This is a genomic window from Streptomyces sp. NPDC014764, from assembly GCF_043082785.1.
In the GTDB taxonomy this organism is placed as follows: domain Bacteria; phylum Actinomycetota; class Actinomycetes; order Streptomycetales; family Streptomycetaceae; genus Streptomyces; species Streptomyces althioticus.
Genome location: NZ_JBIBXY010000018.1, coordinates 78,320 through 100,198 on the forward strand (window position 1 = coordinate 78,320; position 21,879 = coordinate 100,198).

The window sequence follows — 21,879 nt, forward strand, 5'->3', positions numbered from 1 at the left end:
AAGGGCGCGCCCGGCGAGCGGCCGGACGCGGGGGCGGCGAAGCCGGACGCCCGCGGTGGTGGCTCGAACGCCTCGGTGACCGGCCCGCAGGAGGCCGCGCCCGGTGCGATGGATGCACCCTGGCCGGCGCAGGGCCGTCCCCCGGCCGGGTCAAGGCCGTTTTCCGGCTCGCAGACCGGGCGGGACGCCGGTGCGGGGGCGAGACCCCGGTCGCGGTCGGCCGTCGGCTCGGCGTCCTTGCCGCGGCCGACCCCGCGGTCGGCCGGCCGTCCCCCGGCCGGGTCAAGGCCGTTTTCCGGCTCGCAGACCTGTCGGGACGCCGGTGCGGAGGTGACCCCCCGGCCGCGGTCGGCCGTCGGCCCGGCGTCCGTGCCGCGGACCGCCCCGCCGACCGCCCCCGCTACTGTGGCCAAGCGCTTGCTCGCCCGCCCTTGTGCCGGGTGCGCGGTGTTCCTAACATCGCAAGTGTTACACCAGAAGTGTCACAGCCGATGGGGGCTCGATGACGGAGGCGACGGCGCCGGACCACGGCCCGCTCAGCGGCGTGCGCGTGGTCGAGCTGGCCGGCATCGGCCCCGGCCCGTTCGCGGCCATGCTTCTCGCCGACCTGGGCGCCGACGTCGTACGCGTCGACCGCCCCGGCGGCCCCGGACTCGGTATCGACCCCGCCCGCGACATCACCAACCGCAACAAGCGCTCGGTGGTCGTCGACCTCAAGACGTCCGACGGCGTGCAGCACGTCCTGGACCTCGCCGGGCGCGCCGACATCCTGATCGAGGGCTACCGCCCCGGCGTCGCCGAGCGCCTCGGTGTCGGCCCCGAGGACTGCCGGGCCCGCAACCCGCGCCTGGTCTACGGCCGGATGACCGGCTGGGGACAGGAAGGCCCCCTCGCCGACCGCGCCGGACACGACATCGGCTACATCGCCGTCACCGGCGCCCTCGGCATGACCGGCGAGCCCGGCAGGCCCCCGGTCGCCCCCGCCAACCTCCTCGGCGACTACGCCGGCGGCTCCCTCTACCTGGTCGTGGGCGTCCTCGCCGCCCTCCACCACGCCCGCGCCACCGGCACCGGACAGGTCGTCGACGCCGCCATCGTCGACGGCACCGCCCATCTCACGTCGATGATCCACGGCATGCTCGCCGCCGGCGCCTGGCAGGACCGCCGCGGGGCGAACCTCCTCGACGGCGGCTGCCCCTACTACGGCACCTACGAGACCTCCGACGGCGGGCACATGGCCGTCGGCGCCCTGGAGCCGCGCTTCTACGCCGAGTTCCTGCGCCTGCTGGACCTCCCCGGCCTCGAAGGGGCGCACGCCGACGTCTCCCGCTGGCCCGAGCTGCGCGCCCGGGTCGCCGAGCGGTTCGCCTCCCGCCCCCGCGACGCCTGGACGGCCGTCTTCGAGGGCACCGACGCGTGCGTGGCGCCGGTGCTGTCGCTGCGGGAGGCGCCGCACCACCCGCACCTCGCCGCCCGCACCACCTTCACCGACCACGCGGGCATCACCCAGCCCGCCCCGGCGCCGCGGTTCTCCGCGACGCCCGCCACCGTCCGCACCGGGCCCGCCCGGCCGGGCGCCGACACCGAGGACGTGGCCCGCGACTGGGACGTACCCGGCCTGGTGTCCCCGCCCCCGAACCCTCAGCGAAAGGCCTCCTCGTGAGCACCGAAGCGTATGTGTACGACGCGATCCGCACCCCGCGCGGGCGCGGCAAGGCGAACGGCGCCCTGCACGGCACCAAGCCCATCGACCTGGTCGTCGGGCTGATCCACGAGATCCGCGCCCGGTTCCCGGGACTCGACCCGGCCGCCGTCGACGACATCGTGCTCGGCGTCGTCGGCCCGGTCGGCGACCAGGGCTCCGACATCGCCCGGATCGCCGCCATCGCCGCGGGCCTGCCCGACACGGTGGCCGGCGTCCAGGAGAACCGCTTCTGCGCCTCCGGACTCGAAGCCGTCAACATGGCCGCGATGAAGGTCCGTTCGGGCTGGGAGGACCTGGTCCTGGCGGGCGGCGTGGAGTCCATGTCCCGCGTGCCGATGGCCTCGGACGGCGGCGCCTGGTTCAACGACCCGATGACCAACCTCGACGTCAACTTCGTGCCGCAGGGCATCGGCGCCGACCTCATCGCCACCATCGAGGGCTTCTCCCGCCGAGACGTCGACGAGTACGCCGCCCTCTCCCAGGAGCGCGCCGCCAACGCCTGGAAGGAGAACCGCTTCGAGCGGTCCGTCGTCCCGGTGAAGGACCGCAGCGGCCTCGTCGTCCTCGACCACGACGAGCACATGCGCCCCGGCACCACCGCCGACTCCCTCGGCAAGCTCAAGCCGTCCTTCGCGGACATCGGCGAGCTGGGCGGCTTCGACGCCGTCGCGCTCCAGGAGTACCACTGGGTCGAGAAGATCGACCACGTCCACCACGCGGGCAACTCCTCCGGCATCGTCGACGGCGCCGCCCTCGTCGCGATCGGCTCCAAGGAGGTCGGCGAGCGCTACGGCCTCACCCCGCGCGCCCGCATCGTCTCCGCCGCCGTCTCCGGCTCCGAGCCGACCATCATGCTCACCGGCCCCGCGCCCGCCACCCGCAAGGCGCTCGCCAAGGCCGGACTGACCGTCGACGACATCGACCTCGTGGAGATCAACGAGGCGTTCGCCGCCGTCGTGCTCCGCTTCGTGAAGGACATGGGCCTGTCGCTGGACAAGGTCAACGTCAACGGCGGCGCCATCGCCCTGGGCCACCCGCTCGGTGCCACCGGCGCGATGATCCTCGGCACCCTCGTCGACGAACTGGAGCGCCAGGACAAGCGCTACGGGCTCGCCACGCTCTGCGTGGGCGGCGGCATGGGCATCGCCACCATCGTCGAGCGCATCTGACCCCCTCCCGACGGATCACCTGGAGCACACCCTCATGAGCAGCGAGTCCACCACCATCCGCTGGGAGCAGGACGACACCGGCGTCGTCACCCTCGTCCTCGACGACCCCGACCAGTCCGCGAACACCGTCAACAAGGCGTTCCGCGAGTCCTTCGCCGCGATCACCGACCGTCTGGAGGCGGAGAAGGACTCCATCCGCGGCGTCATCCTCACCTCCGCCAAGAAGACCTTCTTCGCCGGCGGCGACCTGCGCGACCTGATCCGCGTCACCCCCGACACCGCCCAGGACCTGTTCGACGGCGGACTGGCCTTCAAGCGCCAGCTGCGCCGCATGGAGACCCTCGGCAAGCCGGTCGTCGCCGCCATCAACGGCGCGGCTCTCGGCGGCGGTTACGAGATCGCCCTCGCCTGCCACCACCGCATCGCCCTGGACGCCCCCGGCTCCAAGATCGGCTGCCCCGAGGTCACCCTGGGCCTGCTGCCCGGAGGCGGCGGCGTCGTCCGCACCGTGCGTCTGCTCGGCATCACCGACGCGCTGCTGAAGGTGCTCCTCCAGGGCACCCAGTACAACCCGCGCCGCGCCCTGGAGAACGGCCTGGTCGACGAGGTCGCCGAGACCCGCGAGGAGATGCTCGCCAAGGCCCGCGCCTTCATCGACGCCCACCCCGAGTCGGCGCAGCCCTGGGACCGCCCCGGCTACCGCATCCCCGGCGGCACCCCGTCGCACCCCAAGTTCGCCGCCAACCTGCCCGCCTTCCCGGCGAGCCTGCGCAAGCAGACCGGCGGCGCCCCCTACCCGGCCCCGCGCAACATCATGGCCGCCGCCGTCGAGGGCGCCCAGGTCGACTTCGAGACCGCCCAGGTCATCGAGGCGCGCTACTTCGTGGAGCTGGCCGCCGGACAGACCTCGAAGAACATGATCCAGGCGTTCTTCTTCGACCTCCAGGCCGTCAACTCCGGTGCCGGACGCCCGAAGGACGTTCCCGCCCACAAGGTCACCAAGGTCGCCGTCCTCGGCGCCGGGATGATGGGCGCCGGCATCGCCTACTCCTGCGCCCGCGCCGGCATCGACGTCGTCCTCAAGGACGTCACCCTCGAATCCGCGCTCAAGGGCAAGGCCTACTCCGAGAAGCTGTGCGCCAAGGCCGTCTCGCGCGGCCGCACCAGCCAGGACAAGGCCGACGCGCTCCTCGCGCGGATCACGCCCACCGCCGAGGTGTCCGACCTCGCCGGCTGCGACGCGGTGATCGAGGCCGTCTTCGAGGACACCTCCCTCAAGCACAAGGTCTTCCAGGAGGTGCAGAACGTCGTCGCACCCGACGCGCTGCTCTGCTCCAACACCTCCACCCTGCCCATCACCGCGCTCGCCGACGGCGTCGAGCGGCAGGAGGACTTCATCGGACTGCACTTCTTCTCGCCCGTCGACAAGATGCCGCTCGTCGAGATCATCAAGGGGCGGCGCACCGGCGAGGAGGCGCTCGCCCGCGCCTTCGACCTGGTCCGCCAGATCAACAAGACCCCGATCGTGGTGAACGACTCCCGCGGCTTCTTCACCTCCCGGGTCATCGGCCACTTCATCAACGAGGGCGTGGCGATGGTCGGCGAGGGCGTCGAGCCCGCGTCGGTCGAGCAGGCGGCGGCCCAGGCGGGCTACCCGGCGAAGGTGCTCTCCCTGATGGACGAGCTCACCCTCACCCTCCCGCGCAAGATCCGCCGCGAGACCCAGCGGGCCGTCGAGGAGGCCGGCGGCGCCTGGACCCCGCACCCGGCCGAGGCGGTCGTGGACCGCATGGTCGACGAGTTCGGCCGCACCGGCCGCTCCGGCGGCGCCGGCTTCTACGACTACGACGAGACGGGCAGGCGCGGCCTGCTGTGGCCGGGGCTGCGCGAGCACTTCACCAAGCCGGGGCACACCGTCCCGTTCCGCGACATGCAGGAGCGGATGCTGTTCTCGGAGGCGCTGGACACCGTCCGGCTGCTGGAGGAGGGCGTCCTGACCTCCGTCGCCGACGCCAACATCGGCTCCATCCTCGGCATCGGCTTCCCCGGCTGGACCGGCGGCGTCCTGCAGTACATCAACGGCTACGAGGGTGGCCTGCCCGGCTTCGTCGCCCGCGCCCGCGAGCTGGCAGAGCGCTACGGCGAGCGGTTTACCCCGCCCGCCCTGCTGGTGGAGAAGGCGGAGAAGGGCGAGGTCTTCACCGACGCCCGCTGAACCCCGCGGCGGTGGCTCGACGGGCGGCGGCTCAGCCGTCCTCGTCGAGCCACTCCCGCAGCTCCTCCTTCAGCGACCGCTGGAAGGTGGTGAGCAGCGCCTGCACCACCAGCGGATGCATCCGCGCCGACAGGGTCCGCCGGTCGCGCGCGTCCCCGTCCGCCACCGCGTCGCGCAGCAGCCGCGACAACTCCTGGGCCGCCGCGCGGGAGTGCTCGGTGAGCACCGCGCGGGCGGCCAGCACCGACTCGTGCGACAGCGGCACGTCCAGCAGCTCCACCCCGAGCCGCAGCAGCCCGGCGTCCACCCGGAAGCGCTCCTCCTCCGGGGCGGCCCCCGCATCGCCGGTCCGCTCCACGACGTCCATCGCCGCCAGCCGCTTCAGCTCCTCCTCGCCCAGCGCGCGCCCCGCCCTGCGCTCCAGCTCCGCGCGGGACACCGTCTCCACCGTGCCCGGCGCCCAGGACGCGACCACCGCCCGCTGCAGGGCCAGGTCCCGCACGCTCAGGTCAGGCGGCAGCTGCGCCAGATAGCGTTCGATCGCGGCCAGGGTCATGCCCCGGCTCTGCAGCTCCTCGATCAGCTCGAGGCGCGCCAGGTGCTCCCTGCCGTAGCGGCCGACCCGCCGGGGACCGAGCACCGGGGGCGGCAGCAGGCCCTTGGTGCCGTAGAAGCGGACCGTGCGCACGGTGACCCCGGCCCGGGCCGCCAGTTCGTCGATCGTCAGGGCCTCGGTCTCGGTCGTCATGTGCAGCAGTATCGCTGTCCCACCGCCGCTGTGACATCTCTGCTGTCAGTCAAGCCGCGCGGGCGGCGGCGTGTGAGGAGGTCCACGGTGTGACGCAGACCATCGCATGCGCACCCGCACATCAGGAAAGGTGCCCCGTCGGTCCGTGCCGTGATCACAGCGCGCAGGCCGAAAGCAGTTCGGACAACCGGGCGCGATCCGCCCGGGCGCACCAGAGAGTGGAACCACGCGTGAGCAAGGACGCCGTCACCACGGCAACGGCCGCACCACCCACCGCGGCCGGATCGCCCGCCGACGCGGGCGACGCCGGTTACAGCAAGGACCTCAAGGCCCGCCACGTCAACATGATCGCCATCGGCGGCGCGATCGGCACCGGCCTGTTCCTGGGCGCGGGAGGACGCCTGCGCGACGCGGGCCCCGCCCTGGCGCTGGCCTACCTGGTCTGCGGCGTCTTCGCCTTCTTCGTGGTCCGCGCCCTCGGCGAGCTGGTCCTGTACCGCCCGTCCTCGGGCTCCTTCGTGTCGTACGCGCGCGAGTTCCTCGGCGAGAAGGGCGCCTACGTCGCCGGCTGGATGTACTTCCTGAACTGGTCGACCACCGGTATCGCCGACATCACCGCGATCGCGCTCTACACGCACTACTGGAGCGCGTTCACCGACATCCCGCAATGGGTGCTGGCGCTGATCGCCCTCGCGGTGGTGCTGGCCGTGAACCTGATCTCGGTGAAGATCTTCGGCGAGATGGAGTTCTGGTTCGCGATCGTCAAGGTCGCCACCCTCGTCGCCTTCATGCTGGTCGGCGTCTTCCTGCTCGCCACCCGGCACGAGGTGGGCGGCGGCACGCCCGGCCTGAGCATGATCACCGACCACGGGGGCGTCCTCCCGCACGGTGTGCTGCCGGTCGTCCTGGTGATGCAGGGCGTGATCTTCGCCTACGCGGCCCTGGAACTCGTCGGCGTCGCCGCGGGCGAGACCGCCGAGCCGGAGAAGGTCGTCCCGCGAGCGGTGAACTCGATCATGTGGCGCGTCGGCCTCTTCTACGTCGGCTCCGTCGCCCTGCTGGCGCTCCTGCTGCCGGGCTCGATGTACTCGGCGGGGGAGAGTCCCTTCGTCACCGTGCTGTCGAAGATCGGCGTCCCGGCCGCCGGTGACGTGATGAACCTGGTGGTCCTCACGGCCGCCATGTCTTCGCTGAACTCCGGCCTGTACTCCACCGGCCGCATCCTGCGCTCCATGGCGTCGGCGGGCTCCGCGCCCGCGTTCACCGCCCGCATGAACCGCAGCCAGGTGCCCTACGGCGGCATCCTGCTGACCTGCGCGGTGTGCGTGCTCGGCGTCGGCCTCAACTTCCTCGTGCCGGCGCAGGCGTTCGAGATCGTGCTGAACGTCGCCTCGCTCGGCATCATCAGCACCTGGGTGATCATCATGATCTGTCACCTGGTGTTCGTCCGCCGTGCCCGCGCGGGTCTGCTCACCCGGCCCTCGTTCCGGCTGCCCGGCAGCCCGGTCACCGAGATCGTCACCATCGCCTTCCTTGCGTCGGTGATCGTCCTCATGTGGAACGACCCGGAGGTGGGCCGCAAGACGCTGCTGCTCGTCCCGGTCATCGCGGTGGCCCTGGTCGCCGGCTGGTGCGGCGGCGTCCGCCGCAAGGCCGGCGCCGGCCGGTGAATCACCGGCGGCCGTTGTCGGTGGCCGCCGGTACGGTGCCGTCATGGCCGAGATCAGGTACGTACGGGGTGACGCCACCGCTCCTCCGGTGAAGGGCGTCAAGGTCATCGCCCACGTCTGCAACGACATCGGCGGGTGGGGCAAGGGCTTCGTCCTCGCCCTGTCCCGCCGCTGGCCCGAGCCGGAGGCGGCGTACCGCGCCTGGCACCGCGGCCGCGCCGCGAACGACTTCGGCCTGGGCGCGGTCCAGCTCGTCCAGGCCGAGCGGTACGTGTGGGTGGCCAACATGATCGGCCAGCGAGGCGTCCGTACCGGCAGCAAGGGCGTCCCGGTCCGTTACGAGGCCGTCGACACGGCCCTGGACCGCCTCGCCGGGCACGCGCTGGAGCTCGGCGCGTCGGTCCACATGCCGCGCATCGGCTGCGGTCTGGCCGGAGGCAGGTGGTCCCGCGTCGAGCCGCTCGTCGAGGAACGGCTGGTCGAGCGGGGGGTAACGGTCACGGTGTACGACCACGACTGACACCCCCTCGGGCCCACGCGCCGTCAAACGCCCTCTTCTGCACCGGAGTTCACCGGGGTACCGTCCGGCGCATGCCGATACGCACGCGCCCCACGACCTGGAGAACGCTCGCGACGGCGGCCACCGCCGCCCTGACGGCCACCCTGCTCACCCCCGCCGCGGCGGACGCCGCCGCTCCCCGGGAGAGCCGCCCCGTCCACTCCTACGCCGACGCGATCCGCGAGGCCGTCTGGGTGGACACAGGCCTCGACGAGGACCGCGACGGACGCACAGACCGGGTAGCCGTCGACATCGTCCGGCCCCGCGAGGCCGACCGGAAGGGCCGCAAGGTCCCCGTCATCATGGACGCCAGCCCGTACTACTCCTGCTGCGGGCGGGGCAACGAGAGCCAGACCAAGACCTACGACGGAGACGGCGACATCGTGCGGATGCCGCTGTTCTACGACAACTGGTTCGTGCCACGGGGTTACGCCGTGGTCGGCGTCGACCTCGCCGGCACCAGCCGCTCCGACGGCTGCGTCGACGTCGGCGGCCGCTCCGACATCCGGTCGGCCAAGGCGGTCGTCGACTGGCTGAACGGCCGGGCGAAGGCGTACTCCAGCCGCACCGGCGGCGAGCGGGTCCGCGCCGACTGGACCGACGGCAGCACCGGCATGATCGGCAAGAGCTGGGACGGCACCATCGCCAACGGCGTGGCCGCCACCGGCGTCGAGGGACTGAAGACCATCGTCCCCATCGCCGCCATCTCCACCTGGTACGACTACTACTTCTCCCAGGGCGCCCCGCTCTACGACTCCGGCCCCGACTGGCTCGCCCGCTACGTGCAGACACCCGAGGCCCGCGAGAACTGCACGGAGGTCGCCCGGAAGCTCACCGACGGCGCCCCGCGCACCGGCGACCGCACCCCGCTGTGGACCGAACGCGACTACGTCCGCGCCGCGAAGAAGGTCCGCGCCAGCGTCTTCCTGGTGCACGGCATGCAGGACCTCAACGTCCGCATGCAGCACGTCGGCCCCTGGTGGGACGCCCTCGGCAAGAACGGTGTGCGGCGCAAGATCTGGCTGTCGCAGACCGGCCACGTCGACCCCTTCGACTTCCGCCGCGCCGAGTGGGTGCGCACCCTGCACCGCTGGTTCGACCACGAACTCAAGGGCATCGACAACGGCATCGACCGCGAACCGGTCGCCGACATCGAGCGCGCGCCCGACGAGTGGGTCACCTCCACCGCCTGGCCCCCGCGCGGCACCCGCACCGTCACCCTGCGCCCCGCACACGGCGCCCAGGACGGCGTCGGCACGCTCGGCCTGCGCCCCGGCCGGGGCACCGCCTCCTTCACCGACGACCCCGCGCTGGACGAGACCGACTGGGCGGCCCGGATCGACACCCCCACCCCGGAGAAGGCGGGCTTCGTCACCCGGCCGCTCACCCGCGACCTGCGCCTCGCCGGATCCTCCCGAGTGACCGTCACCGTCACACCCAGCACCCCGACGGCCCATCTCTCCGCCGTCCTGGTCGACCTCGGCCCCGACACGATCCGCGACTACGCCGACGCCGGGGAAGGCATCGACACCCTGCCCGGGAGCACGTGCTGGGGACCGAGCACCGAGGGCGACAGCTCCTGCTACCGGGAGACCCGCGCGAAGACCGCCGACGTGGGCCACACCGTCGTCAGCCGCGGCTGGGCCGACCTCGGCGAACACGCAGGCACCGGCCGGGGTGAACCCCTCGTCCCCGGCAAGCGCTACACCGTCGCCCTCGACCTGGCCGCCACCGATCACGTCGTCCCCCGCGGCCACCGCCTCGCGCTGATCGTCGCCGGCACCGACCGCGGCCTGATCGACCCGCCGGCCGACACCCCGACGCTCACCCTCGACCTGGCCCGCACCTCGGCCCGGGTCCCGTTCGCCGGCGGCGCCGCCGCGTTCGCCCGCGCCACCTCCGGACCCCCGATCACGGCCCCGCGCACCGCACCGGACGGCGTCCGTCCGCCCGCCGCCACGGCCCACCGAGTCCCGGGGGAGACCCGATGAAACGACGCGCCACGCTCCTCACCGCCGCCGCCCTCACCGGCCTCACCGCCACCCTCGTCACCGCCCCCGCCGCCGGGGCGGCGCACCACAGCGCCGCCCCGCCGCGCACCGGCTTCGAACTCAGCCACGGCGCCCGCTGGACCACCCAGCCCGAGGAACAGCGCCTCCTGGAAACCGTCGACCGCGCGAGCGGCCGCGTCCACGTCACCCGCATCGGCACCACCGCCCAGCAGCGCCCGCTGCGGCTCGTCCGCATCGGCGCCGAACGGACCCCCAACAAGGTCCTCCTGGTGTGCAGTCAGCACGGCGACGAACCCTCCGGCCGGGAGGCGTGCCTCACCACCGTCCGCGACCTGGCGTACGCCGAGGACCGGAGGACGAAGCGTTTCCTGGACCGCACCACGGTGCTCGTCGTCCCCAACGCCAACCCCGACGGGCGGGCCGCCGACACCCGGGGCAACAGCGAGGGCGTCGACATCAACCGCGACCACGTCGCCCTGAAGACCGCCGAGGGCCGCGCGCTGGCCGCCGTGATCCGCGACGAGCGGCCCGACGTGATCTACGACCTGCACGAGTACGGCGCCACCCCGCCGTACTACGACAAGGACCTGTTCGACCTGTGGCCGCGCAACCTCAACACCGACCCCGCCGTCCACGCCACCGCCCGGTCGCTGTCCCAGGACCACGTCCGGCCCGCCGCCGGCGCCGCCGGATACTCCACCGGCACCTACGGCATCTGGACCGACCCCGCCACCGGCGACCCGATCCGGCAGACCGCCGGCGACGGCCACGAACGCATCCTGCGCAACCTGTCCGGCGTCAAGCACGCCGTCGGCCTGCTCATCGAAAGCCGCGTCGACCCGCTCACCGACGAGGAGGAGGCCGACGAGGCGCTCAACAACCGGCGCAGGGTCGACTCCCATCTCGCCGCGCTGAACGGCCTGATCCGTTTCTCCTCGGAGCAGCGCGGGACGGTCGAGGCGGTCACCGCCCGGGCCCGCGCCGCCGGTCACGCGGACCGCGGCCCGGTCTACCTCGGCGGCGCCGACAACGAGACGCCCGACCCCGGCCAGGTGCTCGCCGACCCGCCCTGCGGATACCGCCTCACCGCAGGTCAGTACGCGGACGTGGGCGACGAGCTGGCCCTGCACGGCGTACGCGTCCAGAAACGCGGCGACGGTGTCCTCGTACCGCTGCGGCAGTCGTTGCGGGCGCTCGTCCCGCTGCTCCTGGACGGCCGGGCGGCGTACCACCTGACCGAAGGCGAGGCGATCACGTCCTGTCGGTGAGGTGAATTTTGCGCCATCGGTGGTAAGGGCCTATCGGGAGGAGGGCTCTCCGCCCGAAGGCTCGGACGAAAGGTTCCGCCTGTGACGCAGGACCACCAAAGCGACAAGGACTCCACGGCAGGCCCGCTGCCCGGCTCCGAGGCGGGCCTGCCCGGCCGGGACAGGCCGCGTACCGACTGGGTGGTGTTCGGCGTCACCGCCGGGCTCACCCTGGCCTTCGTCCTGTGGGGAGCCGTCTGGACGGACTCGCTGGAGGACGTCTCCGCCGATCTGCTGGGCGGCCTGATGCACAACGGCGGCTGGGGCTTCGTCCTGGCCGCCTCCGGCTTCGTCGTCTTCGCCCTGTGGCTGGCCGCCAGCCGCTACGGCCGCATCACGCTCGGCGCCGAGGGCGAGGAGCCGGAGTTCAGGACCGTGTCCTGGATCGCCATGATGTTCAGCGCCGGCATGGGCATCGGCCTGATGTTCTGGGGCGTGAGCGAACCGCTCGCGCACTTCGACACCCCGCCGCCCGGCACCAGCCCGGAGGACTCGGGCGACCGGATGGCGACGGCCATGGCCACCACGCTGTTCCACTGGACACTCCACCCGTGGGCCATCTACGCCGTGGTCGGCCTCGCCATCGCCTACAGCACCTTCCGGCGCCGCCGCCGGCAGACCGTCAGCGCCGTGTTCACCCCGCTCATCGGCGAGAAGAACGCGAGCGGCGTCGGCGGCCGGGTCATCGACGTGCTCGCCATCATCGCGACCGTCTTCGGCTCGGCGGCCTCCCTCGGCCTCGGCGCGCTGCAGATCGGCTCCGGTGTGGAGAAGCTCAACTGGCTGGAAAAGGTCGGCACCGGCCTGCTGGTCTCCATCATCGCCGTCCTGACCGTGGCGTTCGTGGCGTCCGCGGTGTCCGGCGTGGAGAAGGGCATCCAGTGGCTGTCCAACATCAACATGGTGCTGGCGCTGCTCCTCGCCGTGTTCGTGTTCGTCGCGGGCCCCACCGTCCTCGTCCTGGACCTGCTGCCGACCTCCGTCTTCACCTACCTCGGCGACCTGCCGGAGATGGCCGGCCGCACCGAGATCAGCGGCGGCGAGGGCGTCCCCGCCTGGCTGGGCAGCTGGACCGTCTTCTACTGGGCGTGGTGGATCTCCTGGACGCCGTTCGTCGGCATGTTCATCGCCCGCATCAGCCGCGGCCGGACCATCCGTCAGTTCATCGGCGGCGTCATCCTCGTGCCCAGCGCGGTCAGCCTGGTCTGGTTCGCCATCTTCGGCGGCTCGGCCATGCGCCTCCAGGAGCAGAACCGGCTCGGCGACGAGACCACCCCCGAGGGCCGGCTGTTCGCCGTGCTCCAGGAGTTCCCCATCGCCACCGCCACCAGCCTGCTGGTGATGGTCCTCGTGGGCATCTTCTTCGTCTCGGGCGCCGACGCGGCCTCCGTCGTGATGGGCACCCTCTCGCAGAAGGGCTCCCTCGAACCCAGCCGTTGGGCCGTGGTGTTCTGGGGCGTGGTGACCGGTGCGGTGGCGGCCATCATGCTCCTCGTCGGCAGCGGCCAGGGCGACGCCCTGACCGGTCTGCAGAACCTCACCATCCTCGCCGCGGCGCCGTTCGTCGTCGTCATGATCTTCATGTGCGTGGCACTCATGCGCGACCTGCGTCACGACCCGCTCGTCGTCCGCGACAAGATGGGCAGCGAGGCGGTCGAACTCGCGGTCATCGAGGGCCACAAGAAGTACGACGGCGAGTTCGAGCTGCGCGTCGGACCCGGCCGCGGACCGGACGTCGAGGGCGACCCCATCGGCAAGCACTGACCCGCTCGGGGCATGCCGTGACGCGGGGCGGGCGCCGGACGCCCGCCCCGCGCCTCACGCCGCGGCCAGCCCCGCCGCCTCCCGCGCACACCCCCAGGCCACGGTGACGCCCGCGCCGCCGTGGCCGTAGTTGTGCACCAGCACACGCCCGTCGGGCAGCCGGGTGCGCTCGAGCCGGACCGCGTCCCGCGCGGGCCGCAGCCCCACCCGGTGTTCCAGCACACGGGCGCCGGCGATCTCCGGGCGCAGCGCCGCGCACCGCCGCACGATCGCCTCGGCCGTCGCCGGGTCCGGCCGGTCGGACCACACGTCCTCCTCGGCCGTGCCGCCCAGCAGCAGCCGCCCCGGCTGCGGGAAGAAGTACGCCATCGACCCGTCCGCGCCCTCGGTGACCATCCAGGTACGGATCCCCGGATTCTCCACGACCACCAGCTGCCCCCGCACCGGCCGCACCGACGGGTCAGGCACCAGCTCCCGCGCCGCCAGTCCCGTGCAGTTGACCACCACCGGCGCGTCGGCCTCCGCGAGACCCGCCACCGCGCGCGTCTCCACCGAGCCGCCCGCCGCCGTCAACCGGTCCCGCAGATAGGGCAGATGGGCCGTCATGTCGAGCAACGGCAGCCGCGCCCACAGCCCCCACCCGCCCGGGTACTCGGCCTCCGTCGCCGGACGCAGCCCCGGCAGCCGCGCCGCGGCCCACCCGCCGACCTCGTCCATCGGCGTCTCGCCCAGTACTCCCTCGACCATCCGTACGCCTGTGGTCTCCGGCCGCAGCGCCATCTCCTCGTACACGCCGAGGGATTCCAGCGCCCACGCCTGCGCCGCCTCGGGCGGATCGATGCGGTACGGCCACCACAGGGCGCCCGCGACCGCCGAGGTGGTCGCCCCGACGGGGTCCCGCGTCCACAGCCGCACCCGTACGCCCCGCTCGGCGAGGACCACCGCCGTGGTCAGCCCGGTCACCCCGCCGCCGACCACCACGACACCGTTGTCCGTTTCGCTTCCCATCCGGCGGACGGTAGCGGATGCCCGCGCGCGTGCTCGGGTCCGGCCCGGGATGGGAATACTCACGGCATGTCTGCCGAGTACGCGACCTTCGGCCTGGCGCCGGCGACCCGCCCCGGAGGGCTCCTCGCCGGCGGCGACTTCCAAGTGCACCGGGACTTCGTCGACTTCGTCGTCGACGGACGCCCGCTGCTGTACCGGCTGTCCGACCTGGACGCCGTCTCCCCGCTCGCCTCCGACGTGCCGCCGTCCCTCTTCACCGCCCAGGTCCGCGGCCTGCTGCTGCAGACCGGCGCGCCCCTGCCCGACGGCCGGTACGTCGTCTACGGCTGCCCGGAGTGCGAGGACCTCGCCTGCGGCGCCGTGACCGCCGTCATCGAGCGGGAAGGGAAGGACGTCATCTGGCGGGACTTCGCCTGGCAGACCGGCGACCGGGCCGACCTGGAACGCGACGGCTACCACGGGATGGGCCCGTTCCGTTTCCGTGGCGACGAGTACCGCGCGGCCCTGACAGCCCTCCTGGACGGCGACCTCCCCGGCAGCCGCCGCCGCGTCCTGTTCATCGGCGCGCGCGTGGCCCTGCTCGCCCGCCCGGCCGCCGCCCTGCGTGCCATCGGCATCGGCGCCGACACCACCCAGAGCGTCGCCGGCGTCCCCGCCGACGAACTGCGCTCCTACGGCGCGGTGTTGTTCGACCGCTCGGTCCCCCCGCGCGAGCGGGACGCCGTGCGCCGTGCGCTGGCCGACGCGGGGGCGGACGTGCCCTGCGTCGACGCGCTCGCGCCCGTCGTCCCGCTGCTGGTCGCGCAGGCCGAACAGGCCCTGGAGGCGGGCCGGGACGACCACCGGCGGCTCACGGACCTGACCGTGGCGGACGGCGCCGCCGAGTTCGAGGTGGTCTCCGCCTGCCGTGTCCGGCTCACCGCGCACCGTGTCGACCGCCTCTCCCGCGCCCGCAGCCGGGACCTCTTCGACGCGGTCCTCGAACCCGGCCGGCACCGCGTCCCGCTGGACCCGCCGGCGGTGAAGGGCGAGGCGTACCTGGTGGCCCGTACCGCCGGAACGGTGCTGGTCACCGCCGTCCGCCCCTGAGCCTCAGCCGTACGGCGGAGGCTCTAGGATCGGCGGTCTGATGACTGCCACCCTCGTCGCCAAGAACCTCGCCGCAGGACACGGCGACCGCTCCCTGTTCGCCGGGCTCGACCTCGTTGTCGCGCCCGGTGACGTGATCGGCCTGGTCGGGGCCAACGGCGCCGGCAAGTCCACGCTGCTGCGCCTGCTCGCCGGGCTCGCCGCGCCCGAGGAGGGAGAGCTGCGCCTCTCCCCGCCCACCGCCACGGTCGGCCACCTCCCGCAGGAGCCGGAGCGCAGGCCCGGCGAGAGCGTGCGCGCCTTCCTGGCCCGCCGCACCGGAGTCGCCGAGGCGCAGCACGCCATGGACGAGGCGACCCAGGGTCTGGTCGACGGCGCTCCCGGCGCGGACGACGCCTACGCCACCGCCCTCGAACGCTGGCTCGCGCTGGGCGGCGCCGACCTCGACGAGCGCGCCGAGGAGGTCGCCGCCACGCTCGGCCTGGACGTCGGCCTCGACCAGCAGATGACCGCCCTCTCGGGCGGCCAGGCGGCCCGCGCCGGACTCGCCTCCCTGCTGCTGTCCCGCTACGACGTCTTCCTGCTCGACGAGCCGACCAACGACCTCGACCTGGACGGGCTCGAACGCCTCGAACGGTTCGTGAGCGGCCTGCGCGCCGGCACGGTCGTCGTCAGCCACGACCGCGAGTTCCTCTCCCGCACGGTGACCAAGGTCCTGGAACTCGACCTGGCGCAGCGGCAGATCAACCTCTACGGCGGCGGCTACGACGCCTATCTGGAGGAGCGCGAGGTGGCCCGCCGTCACGCCCGCGACGAGTACGAGGAGTACGCGGACAAGCGCACCGCCCTCCAGGACCGGGCGCAGACGCAGCGCGCCTGGATGGACAAGGGCGTGAAGAACGCACGCCGCAAGGCGGGCAACGACAACGACAAGATCGGCCGCAAGTTCCGCAGCGAGGCCAGCGAGAAGCAGGCCGCCAAGGCGCGCCAGACCCAGCGGATGATCGAGCGCCTGGAGGTCGTCGAGGAGCCGCGCAAGGAGTGGGAGCTGCGCATGGAGATCGCGGCGGCCCCGCGCTCCGGCGCTGTGGTCGCGAGCCTGCGGGACGCCGTCCTGCACCGGGGCGGCTTCACCCTCGGCCCGGTGACCCTCCAGATCGACTGGGCCGACCGGGTCGCGGTGACCGGCGCGAACGGCGCCGGCAAGTCCACCCTGCTCGGCGCGCTGCTGGGCCGCGTGCCGCTCGACGCGGGCCACGCCGCCCTGGGCTCGGGCGTGCTGCTGGGGGAGGTCGACCAGGCCCGTGCGCTGTTCCACGGTCCGGAGACCCTGCTGGACGCTTTCCGGCCCTCGGTGCCGGAGCTGGAGCCGGCGGACATCCGCACGCTGCTCGCCAAGTTCGGTCTGAAGGCGGAGCACGTGCTGCGTCCCGCGGCGACCTTGTCACCGGGGGAGCGCACCCGCGCCGCGCTCGCCCTGCTCCAGGGACGGGGCGTCAACCTCCTCGTCCTGGACGAGCCGACCAACCACCTCGACCTGCCCGCCATCGAGCAGCTGGAGTCCGCCCTCGACGCCTACGAGGGCACGCTGCTGCTGGTCACCCACGACCGCCGCATGCTGGACGCCATCCACGTGACCCGTCGTCTGCACGTCACCGACGGCACCGTGACCGAACGCTGAGCGGGTCCCGGGCCCCGCACCGGGACCCGGAACCACGCTCCACCGCTCAGCGGCGGCCGCTCTTCGGGTCCACCAGACCCGCTCGGCGCAGGGCGTCCGCCATCGCGCTGTTGGCCGGGGCGGGCGCCTGACGCGTACGGTTGCCGCCGCCACCGCGGCCGTCCTGGCGCTGCCGGCCGCCCTGGCGCTGCTGCGGGGGCCGCCCGCCGCGCTGCCGGCGCTCGCCGCCCTCCTGCCCGCTCTGCGGGGCCGCCTCGTCGTCCAGCCGCAGCGTCAGCGAGATCCGCTTGCGCGGGATGTCGACGTCCAGCACCTTCACCTTGACGATGTCACCCGGCTTCACCACGTCCCGTGGGTCCTTGACGTACGTCTTCGACATCGCGGACACATGGACCAGGCCGTCCTGGTGGACGCCGACGTCGACGAACGCGCCGAAGGCGGCCACATTCGTCACCACGCCCTCCAGGATCATCCCGGAGGACAGGTCGGAGATCTTCTCCACGCCCTCCTTGAAGGCCGCCGTCCTGAACGCCGGACGCGGGTCGCGGCCCGGCTTCTCCAACTCCTTGAGGATGTCGGACACGGTCGGCAGACCGAAGGAGTCGTCCACGAAGTCCTGCGGGCGCAGCGAGCGCAGCACGGCCGTGTTGCCGACGAGCGAGGTCACCTCCTGCCCGGTGGTCCTCACCATCCTCCGGACCACCGGGTAAGCCTCGGGGTGCACGCTGGAAGCGTCCAGCGGGTCGTCGCCGCCGCGGATCCGCAGGAAGCCCGCGCACTGCTCGTACGCCTTCGGGCCGAGGCGGGCCACCTTCTTCAGCTCGGAGCGGGACTTGAACGGGCCGTTGGAGTCGCGGTGCGCCACGATGTTCTCCGCGAGACCGGAGGAGATGCCGGACACCCGGGCGAGCAGCGGGGCGGACGCGGTGTTGACGTCCACGCCCACGCCGTTCACACAGTCCTCCACGACCGCGTCCAGCGACCGCGACAGCTTCACCTCGGACAGGTCGTGCTGGTACTGGCCCACGCCGATCGACTTCGGGTCGATCTTCACCAGCTCCGCCAGCGGGTCCTGGAGGCGGCGGGCGATGGACACCGCGCCACGCAGCGACACGTCCATGTCCGGCAGCTCCTGCGAGGCGAACGCGGACGCCGAGTACACGGAGGCGCCCGCCTCGGACACCATCACCTTCGTCAGCTTCAGCTCGGGGTGCTTGGCGATGAGCTCACCGGCGAGCTTGTCGGTCTCGCGGGACGCCGTGCCGTTGCCGATGGCGATCAGCTCGACCGCGTGCTCCTTCGCCAGCCGGGCCAGCTTCGCGATCGCCTCGTCCCAGCGGTTCGCCGGGACGTGCGGGTGGATGACGTCCGTGGCGACGACCTTGCCGGTCGCGTCGACCACGGCGACCTTCACGCCCGTGCGGAAACCGGGGTCGAGACCGAGCGTCGCGCGCGTCCCGGCCGGGGCGGCGAGGAGCAGGTCGCGCAGGTTGGCGGCGAAGACCCGCACCGCCTCGTCCTCGGCGGCGGTGCGCAGCCGCAGGCGGAGGTCGATGCCCAGGTGCACCAGGATGCGCGTGCGCCAGGCCCAGCGGACCGTGTCCAGCAGCCACTTGTCGCCCGGTCGGCCCCGGTCGGCGATCCCGAACCGGTGGGCGACGATGCCCTCGTACGAGGAGGGGCCGTCGGTGGGCTCCTCCGGCTCCAGGACGAGGTCGAGGACCTCCTCCTTCTCGCCGCGCAGCATCGCCAGCACCCGGTGCGAGGGCAGCTCGGTGAACGGCTCGGAGAAGTCGAAGTAGTCGGCGAACTTGGCGCCCGCCTCCTCCTTGCCGTCCCGCACCTTCGCCGCCAGCCGCCCGCGCACCCACATGCGCTCGCGCACCTCGCCGATCAGGTCGGCGTCCTCGGAGAAGCGCTCGGTGAGGATGGCCCGCGCGCCGTCCAGCGCGGCCTGCGGATCGGCCACGCCCTTGTCGGCGTCCACGAACGCGGCGGCCGCGGCGAGGGGCTCGACACCGGGATCGGCGAGCAGCCCCTCCGCCAGCGGCTCCAGACCCGCCTCGCGGGCGATCTGCGCCTTGGTGCGCCGCTTGGGCTTGAACGGCAGGTAGACGTCCTCCAGGCGCGCCTTGGTCTCCGCGCCCCGGATGCGGGCCTCGAGCTCCTCGGTGAGCTTGCCCTGCTCACGCACCGAGTCGAGAATCGCCGTGCGGCGCTCCTCCAGCTCCCGCAGATAGCGCAGCCGCTCCTCGATCGTGCGCAGCTGCGCATCGTCGAGCATCTCGGTCGCTTCCTTGCGGTAGCGGGCGACGAAGGGCACCGTCGAACCGCCGTCGAGCAGTTCCACGGCGGCCCTGACCTGCCGCTCCCGTACGCCGAGTTCCTCGGCGATCCTGCCTTCGATGGACCCTGCGAGGGGTGTCGTCACGTTCCCGTACCGCCTTCTCCACTGAGGTTGCGCGGCAATTGTGGCAGGTGACGACGACAATCGGGGATCAGGGCGGCGACGCGCCCCGAGACCCCCCGGGCGGACTCAGGCGCGACGCCCGCGCGCGGAGGAGGACGCGCCTCCGAACAGCCGGGCGAGCGCCCGGAACGGCAGGGTCACGACGGTGGCGACGGCGCCGCCGATCTGGCGCAGGACGTCTGCGATGGCACGGAACACGTATCTCCCCTTTCGCCGTCCGGCCACTCCGGCCGGACAACTTGCGGGTACCTCGTGCACGCTTCAACATGCACGCGCGGCGGACGCGTTCTAGGAGGAGAGGTTCCAGGTGAAGCGCGGCGCTCGTCGCTCCAGGAACGCCGCCACCCCCTCCGCGGTGTCCTCGCCCGCGGCGGCCGCCTTGTGCCAGTGGTCGTCGCGGTCGGTGCGGCCGTCGGCGAACTCCTTCGCCGCCGCCTGCGTCAGCAGCGACCGGGACGCCAGGACCCGGGTGAACTCCGTGACCCGCCCGTCCAGCGCGCCGGCGGGCAGCACCTCGTCCACCAGCCCTGTGCGCAGCGCCCGCTCCGTGCCGATCAGTTCGCCCGAGAAGAGGAGGTACTTCGCGGTCGCCGGACCCACCAGCGACACCAGCCGCCGGGTCGCCGAGGACGGGTAGACGATGCCGAGCTTCGCCGGGGTCACCCCGAAGAGCGCGCCTTCCTCCGCGAACCGAAGATCGCAGGCTGCCGCGAGCTGCGCCCCGCCGCCCACGCAGTGCCCGCGCACGGCGGCCAGGGTCGGCTTGGGGAAGGCCGCGAGGGCCTCCTCGGCGGCGACGGCCAGCCGCTGCGCCTCGAGCGGCGAGCCCTGGAGCGTGGAGATGTCCGCCCCGGCGCAGAAGGTGCCGCCGTCCCCGGTGAGCACCAGCACCCGCACGGCGGGGTCCTCCGCCAGCGTGCCGAGCAGCGGCGGGAGCGCCGCCCACATCGCGGCCGTCATGGCGTTGCGCTTCGCGGGATGACGGATGACGACCGTGGCGACCGAGTCGGTGACGCTGTGCAGCAGTTGCGGCTCCTCCATGCGCCGGATGCTATCCGCCCCGGTCACGGCCCCGGACGGTGGGCGGGACCCGGCGTTACGACGGCCGAGGGAGGGGGACACGGGGGGAGCGGGAGCGTCTTGGAAGCTGGGACCAGACCCGGGAGGCAGCCATGACCAGGTCCACGGGAGCCGCGGGCCGGCGAGGCGACACGGCGAAGCTGAACCGAGGCTTCGGCATGCTCGCCGTGCTCGGGGTGATCCTCGTCGTCGCCGGGCTGATCGGCCTGATCTACACGGCCGCCGCCACGCTCACCACGATGCTGCTCTTCGGCTGGCTGCTGCTGGTCGGCGGCATCGTCGGGCTGCTGCACGCGGTGCAGGCGCGGCAGACGAACTTCTTCTGGCTGGGCGTGGTCGTCGCCGCCCTGAACATCGCGGCCGGGGTGGTGATCATCAAGATCCCGGGGGCCGCGGCCGAGGCCCTGACCATGTTCGCGGCGCTGCTGTTCCTGACCGGTGGGGTGTTCCGGCTGGTGGGCAGTCTGGTGGTGCGAGGCCCGCAGTTCGGCTGGACGCTGCTGCAGGGCGCCTTCGGTCTCCTCCTCGGCATCCTGGTTCTGGCCACCTGGCCGAGCAGCAGCCAGTACGTCATCGGCACGTTCTTCTCGCTGTCCCTGCTGTTCGACGGGCTGGGACTGATCGCCACCGGTTACGGCGGCCGGCGCATCGTGGGCATGGTCGCCGGCAAGTAGCGGGTGGCGGGACAGCGGGACAGCGAGAACGCGGAGAACACGGAGAGCGCGAGAACGCGGAGAACGGGGAGAGAGGAACCGGAACGGAACAGACCGGACTCGAACGGTCCCACGTTCGACCGAGTCGGGCGCGAACGGTCGGGAAGCGCTCGATATCTGCTGACTTGTGTTCAGTGTGGAAGGACGGAGGCGATCGGTCCCAACACTCGACGTGTGGTGACAATCGAGCGTGAGGGTGGCGACCCGCTGCCGTACGAAGGTGTCTGGCGGTTCACCGCCCCTGCCGTGGACGCCTCGGTGCCACAGGCCCGGCACGCCGTGCGGGACCTGCTGCTTCGGCAGGGGGTGCCGGTCGCCGACGACGTGGTGCAGGGGCTGCTGCTGATCGTCTCCGAGCTGGTCACCAACGCGGTCAAACACGCCGCGCTGCTCTCCCCGATGCTCGCCGTCGAGGTCGCGGTGGGCGCCGAGTGGATCCGGGTGTCCGTGGAGGACAACCATCCGTACCGCCCCACCGCCCTGGAGAACGACTACGGCCGCACCGGCGGCCGGGGACTGCTGCTGGTGCGCGAGATCACCCGCGAGGCCGGCGGGGCCTGCGAGGTGGAGCACACCTCGACCGGCGGAAAGGTGATCTGGGCCGCCCTGCCCCTCAAGCCCGCGCAGACCTACTGACCCCGCCGCACCGCGTCCCGTCCCGCACGGGACGGGACGCGCCCTACGGCGCC

The 21,879-nt window shown here is 72.8% G+C and carries 17 protein-coding genes; 12 read left to right on the top strand and 5 right to left on the bottom strand.

Translation table 11 applies throughout. The features are described 5' to 3' along the window. Positions 1-502 precede the first annotated feature (502 nt). The 3 genes from ACF1AG_RS29410 to ACF1AG_RS29420 are packed head-to-tail and all read left to right on the top strand — an operon-like array spanning position 503 to position 5,089. The gene (locus ACF1AG_RS29410; protein WP_359607643.1) at positions 503-1,663 is read left to right on the top strand and encodes a CaiB/BaiF CoA-transferase family protein; all 1,161 of its coding nucleotides are present in this window, start codon (positions 503-505) and stop codon (positions 1,661-1,663) included. Continuing rightward, positions 1,660-2,874, top strand: coding sequence for an acetyl-CoA C-acetyltransferase (locus ACF1AG_RS29415; protein WP_359607641.1), 1,215 nt, complete (start codon positions 1,660-1,662; stop codon positions 2,872-2,874). Before ACF1AG_RS29410 ends, ACF1AG_RS29415 begins: the two co-directional genes overlap by 4 nt. A gap of 34 nt (positions 2,875-2,908) precedes the next feature. Further along, positions 2,909-5,089: a 3-hydroxyacyl-CoA dehydrogenase NAD-binding domain-containing protein gene (locus ACF1AG_RS29420; protein ID WP_391810659.1), complete on the top strand. Its 2,181-nt coding sequence runs from the start codon at positions 2,909-2,911 to the stop codon at positions 5,087-5,089. Positions 5,090-5,120: 31 nt separating this feature from the next. On the opposite strand, the gene ACF1AG_RS29425 is transcribed toward ACF1AG_RS29420, so the two are convergent. Beyond that, positions 5,121-5,837: a MerR family transcriptional regulator gene (locus tag ACF1AG_RS29425; RefSeq protein WP_391810660.1), complete on the bottom strand. Its 717-nt coding sequence runs from the start codon at positions 5,835-5,837 to the stop codon at positions 5,121-5,123. Positions 5,838-6,067: 230 nt separating this feature from the next. Here ACF1AG_RS29425 and ACF1AG_RS29430 point away from each other — a divergent pair, with 230 nt between their 5' ends. From ACF1AG_RS29430 to ACF1AG_RS29450, 5 genes are all read left to right on the top strand, one after another. Next, positions 6,068-7,507 (top strand): amino acid permease, encoded by a 1,440-nt coding sequence (locus ACF1AG_RS29430; protein WP_391810661.1) that lies wholly within the window; start codon positions 6,068-6,070, stop codon positions 7,505-7,507. 43 nt (positions 7,508-7,550) lie between these two features. Further along, a complete protein-coding gene (locus ACF1AG_RS29435) occupies positions 7,551-8,027 on the top strand; it encodes a macro domain-containing protein (RefSeq protein ID WP_391810662.1) in 477 nt (158 codons plus the stop codon). A gap of 71 nt (positions 8,028-8,098) precedes the next feature. Beyond that, the gene (locus ACF1AG_RS29440) at positions 8,099-10,057 is read left to right on the top strand and encodes a Xaa-Pro dipeptidyl-peptidase (RefSeq protein WP_359602759.1); all 1,959 of its coding nucleotides are present in this window, start codon (positions 8,099-8,101) and stop codon (positions 10,055-10,057) included. After that, positions 10,054-11,346, top strand: coding sequence for a M14 family metallocarboxypeptidase (locus tag ACF1AG_RS29445; protein WP_391810663.1), 1,293 nt, complete (start codon positions 10,054-10,056; stop codon positions 11,344-11,346). The genes ACF1AG_RS29440 and ACF1AG_RS29445 overlap by 4 nt, the downstream gene beginning before the upstream one ends. A gap of 81 nt (positions 11,347-11,427) precedes the next feature. Further along, positions 11,428-13,149, top strand: a complete 1,722-nt coding sequence (locus tag ACF1AG_RS29450; RefSeq protein WP_359602756.1) for a BCCT family transporter — start codon at positions 11,428-11,430, stop codon at positions 13,147-13,149. A 54-nt stretch (positions 13,150-13,203) separates the two neighbouring features. On the opposite strand, the gene ACF1AG_RS29455 is transcribed toward ACF1AG_RS29450, so the two are convergent. Beyond that, on the bottom strand, positions 13,204-14,157 hold the full coding sequence (locus ACF1AG_RS29455) for an FAD-dependent oxidoreductase (RefSeq protein WP_391810664.1): 954 nt from the start codon (positions 14,155-14,157) through the stop codon (positions 13,204-13,206). Positions 14,158-14,223: 66 nt separating this feature from the next. On the opposite strand from ACF1AG_RS29455, the gene ACF1AG_RS29460 reads away from it, so the two are divergent. After that, entirely contained in the window at positions 14,224-15,246 is a 1,023-nt protein-coding gene (locus ACF1AG_RS29460; protein ID WP_387797509.1) for an oxidoreductase, read from the top strand. Positions 15,247-15,286: 40 nt separating this feature from the next. Further along, positions 15,287-16,927, top strand: coding sequence for an ABC-F family ATP-binding cassette domain-containing protein (locus ACF1AG_RS29465; protein WP_387797510.1), 1,641 nt, complete (start codon positions 15,287-15,289; stop codon positions 16,925-16,927). A 46-nt stretch (positions 16,928-16,973) separates the two neighbouring features. Here the strand turns inward: ACF1AG_RS29465 and ACF1AG_RS29470 are convergent, their stop codons facing one another. The 3 genes from ACF1AG_RS29470 to ACF1AG_RS29480 form a co-directional block, all read right to left on the bottom strand. Further along, positions 16,974-19,358, bottom strand: a complete 2,385-nt coding sequence (locus ACF1AG_RS29470) for a Tex family protein (RefSeq protein ID WP_391810665.1) — start codon at positions 19,356-19,358, stop codon at positions 16,974-16,976. Between the two features lie 105 nt (positions 19,359-19,463). Further along, positions 19,464-19,595, bottom strand: coding sequence for an LPFR motif small protein (locus tag ACF1AG_RS29475; protein WP_006133333.1), 132 nt, complete (start codon positions 19,593-19,595; stop codon positions 19,464-19,466). 90 nt (positions 19,596-19,685) lie between these two features. Further along, the gene (locus ACF1AG_RS29480) at positions 19,686-20,438 is read right to left on the bottom strand and encodes an enoyl-CoA hydratase-related protein (RefSeq protein WP_359602748.1); all 753 of its coding nucleotides are present in this window, start codon (positions 20,436-20,438) and stop codon (positions 19,686-19,688) included. A 131-nt stretch (positions 20,439-20,569) separates the two neighbouring features. On the opposite strand from ACF1AG_RS29480, the gene ACF1AG_RS29485 reads away from it, so the two are divergent. Continuing rightward, positions 20,570-21,151 carry a DUF308 domain-containing protein gene (locus ACF1AG_RS29485; protein WP_359602746.1) on the top strand — a complete coding sequence of 194 codons (582 nt, stop codon included), beginning with the start codon at positions 20,570-20,572 and terminating at the stop codon, positions 21,149-21,151. Between the two features lie 213 nt (positions 21,152-21,364). Next, on the top strand, positions 21,365-21,826 hold the full coding sequence (locus tag ACF1AG_RS29490; RefSeq protein WP_359602744.1) for an ATP-binding protein: 462 nt from the start codon (positions 21,365-21,367) through the stop codon (positions 21,824-21,826). The last annotated feature ends 53 nt before the right edge of the window (positions 21,827-21,879 follow it).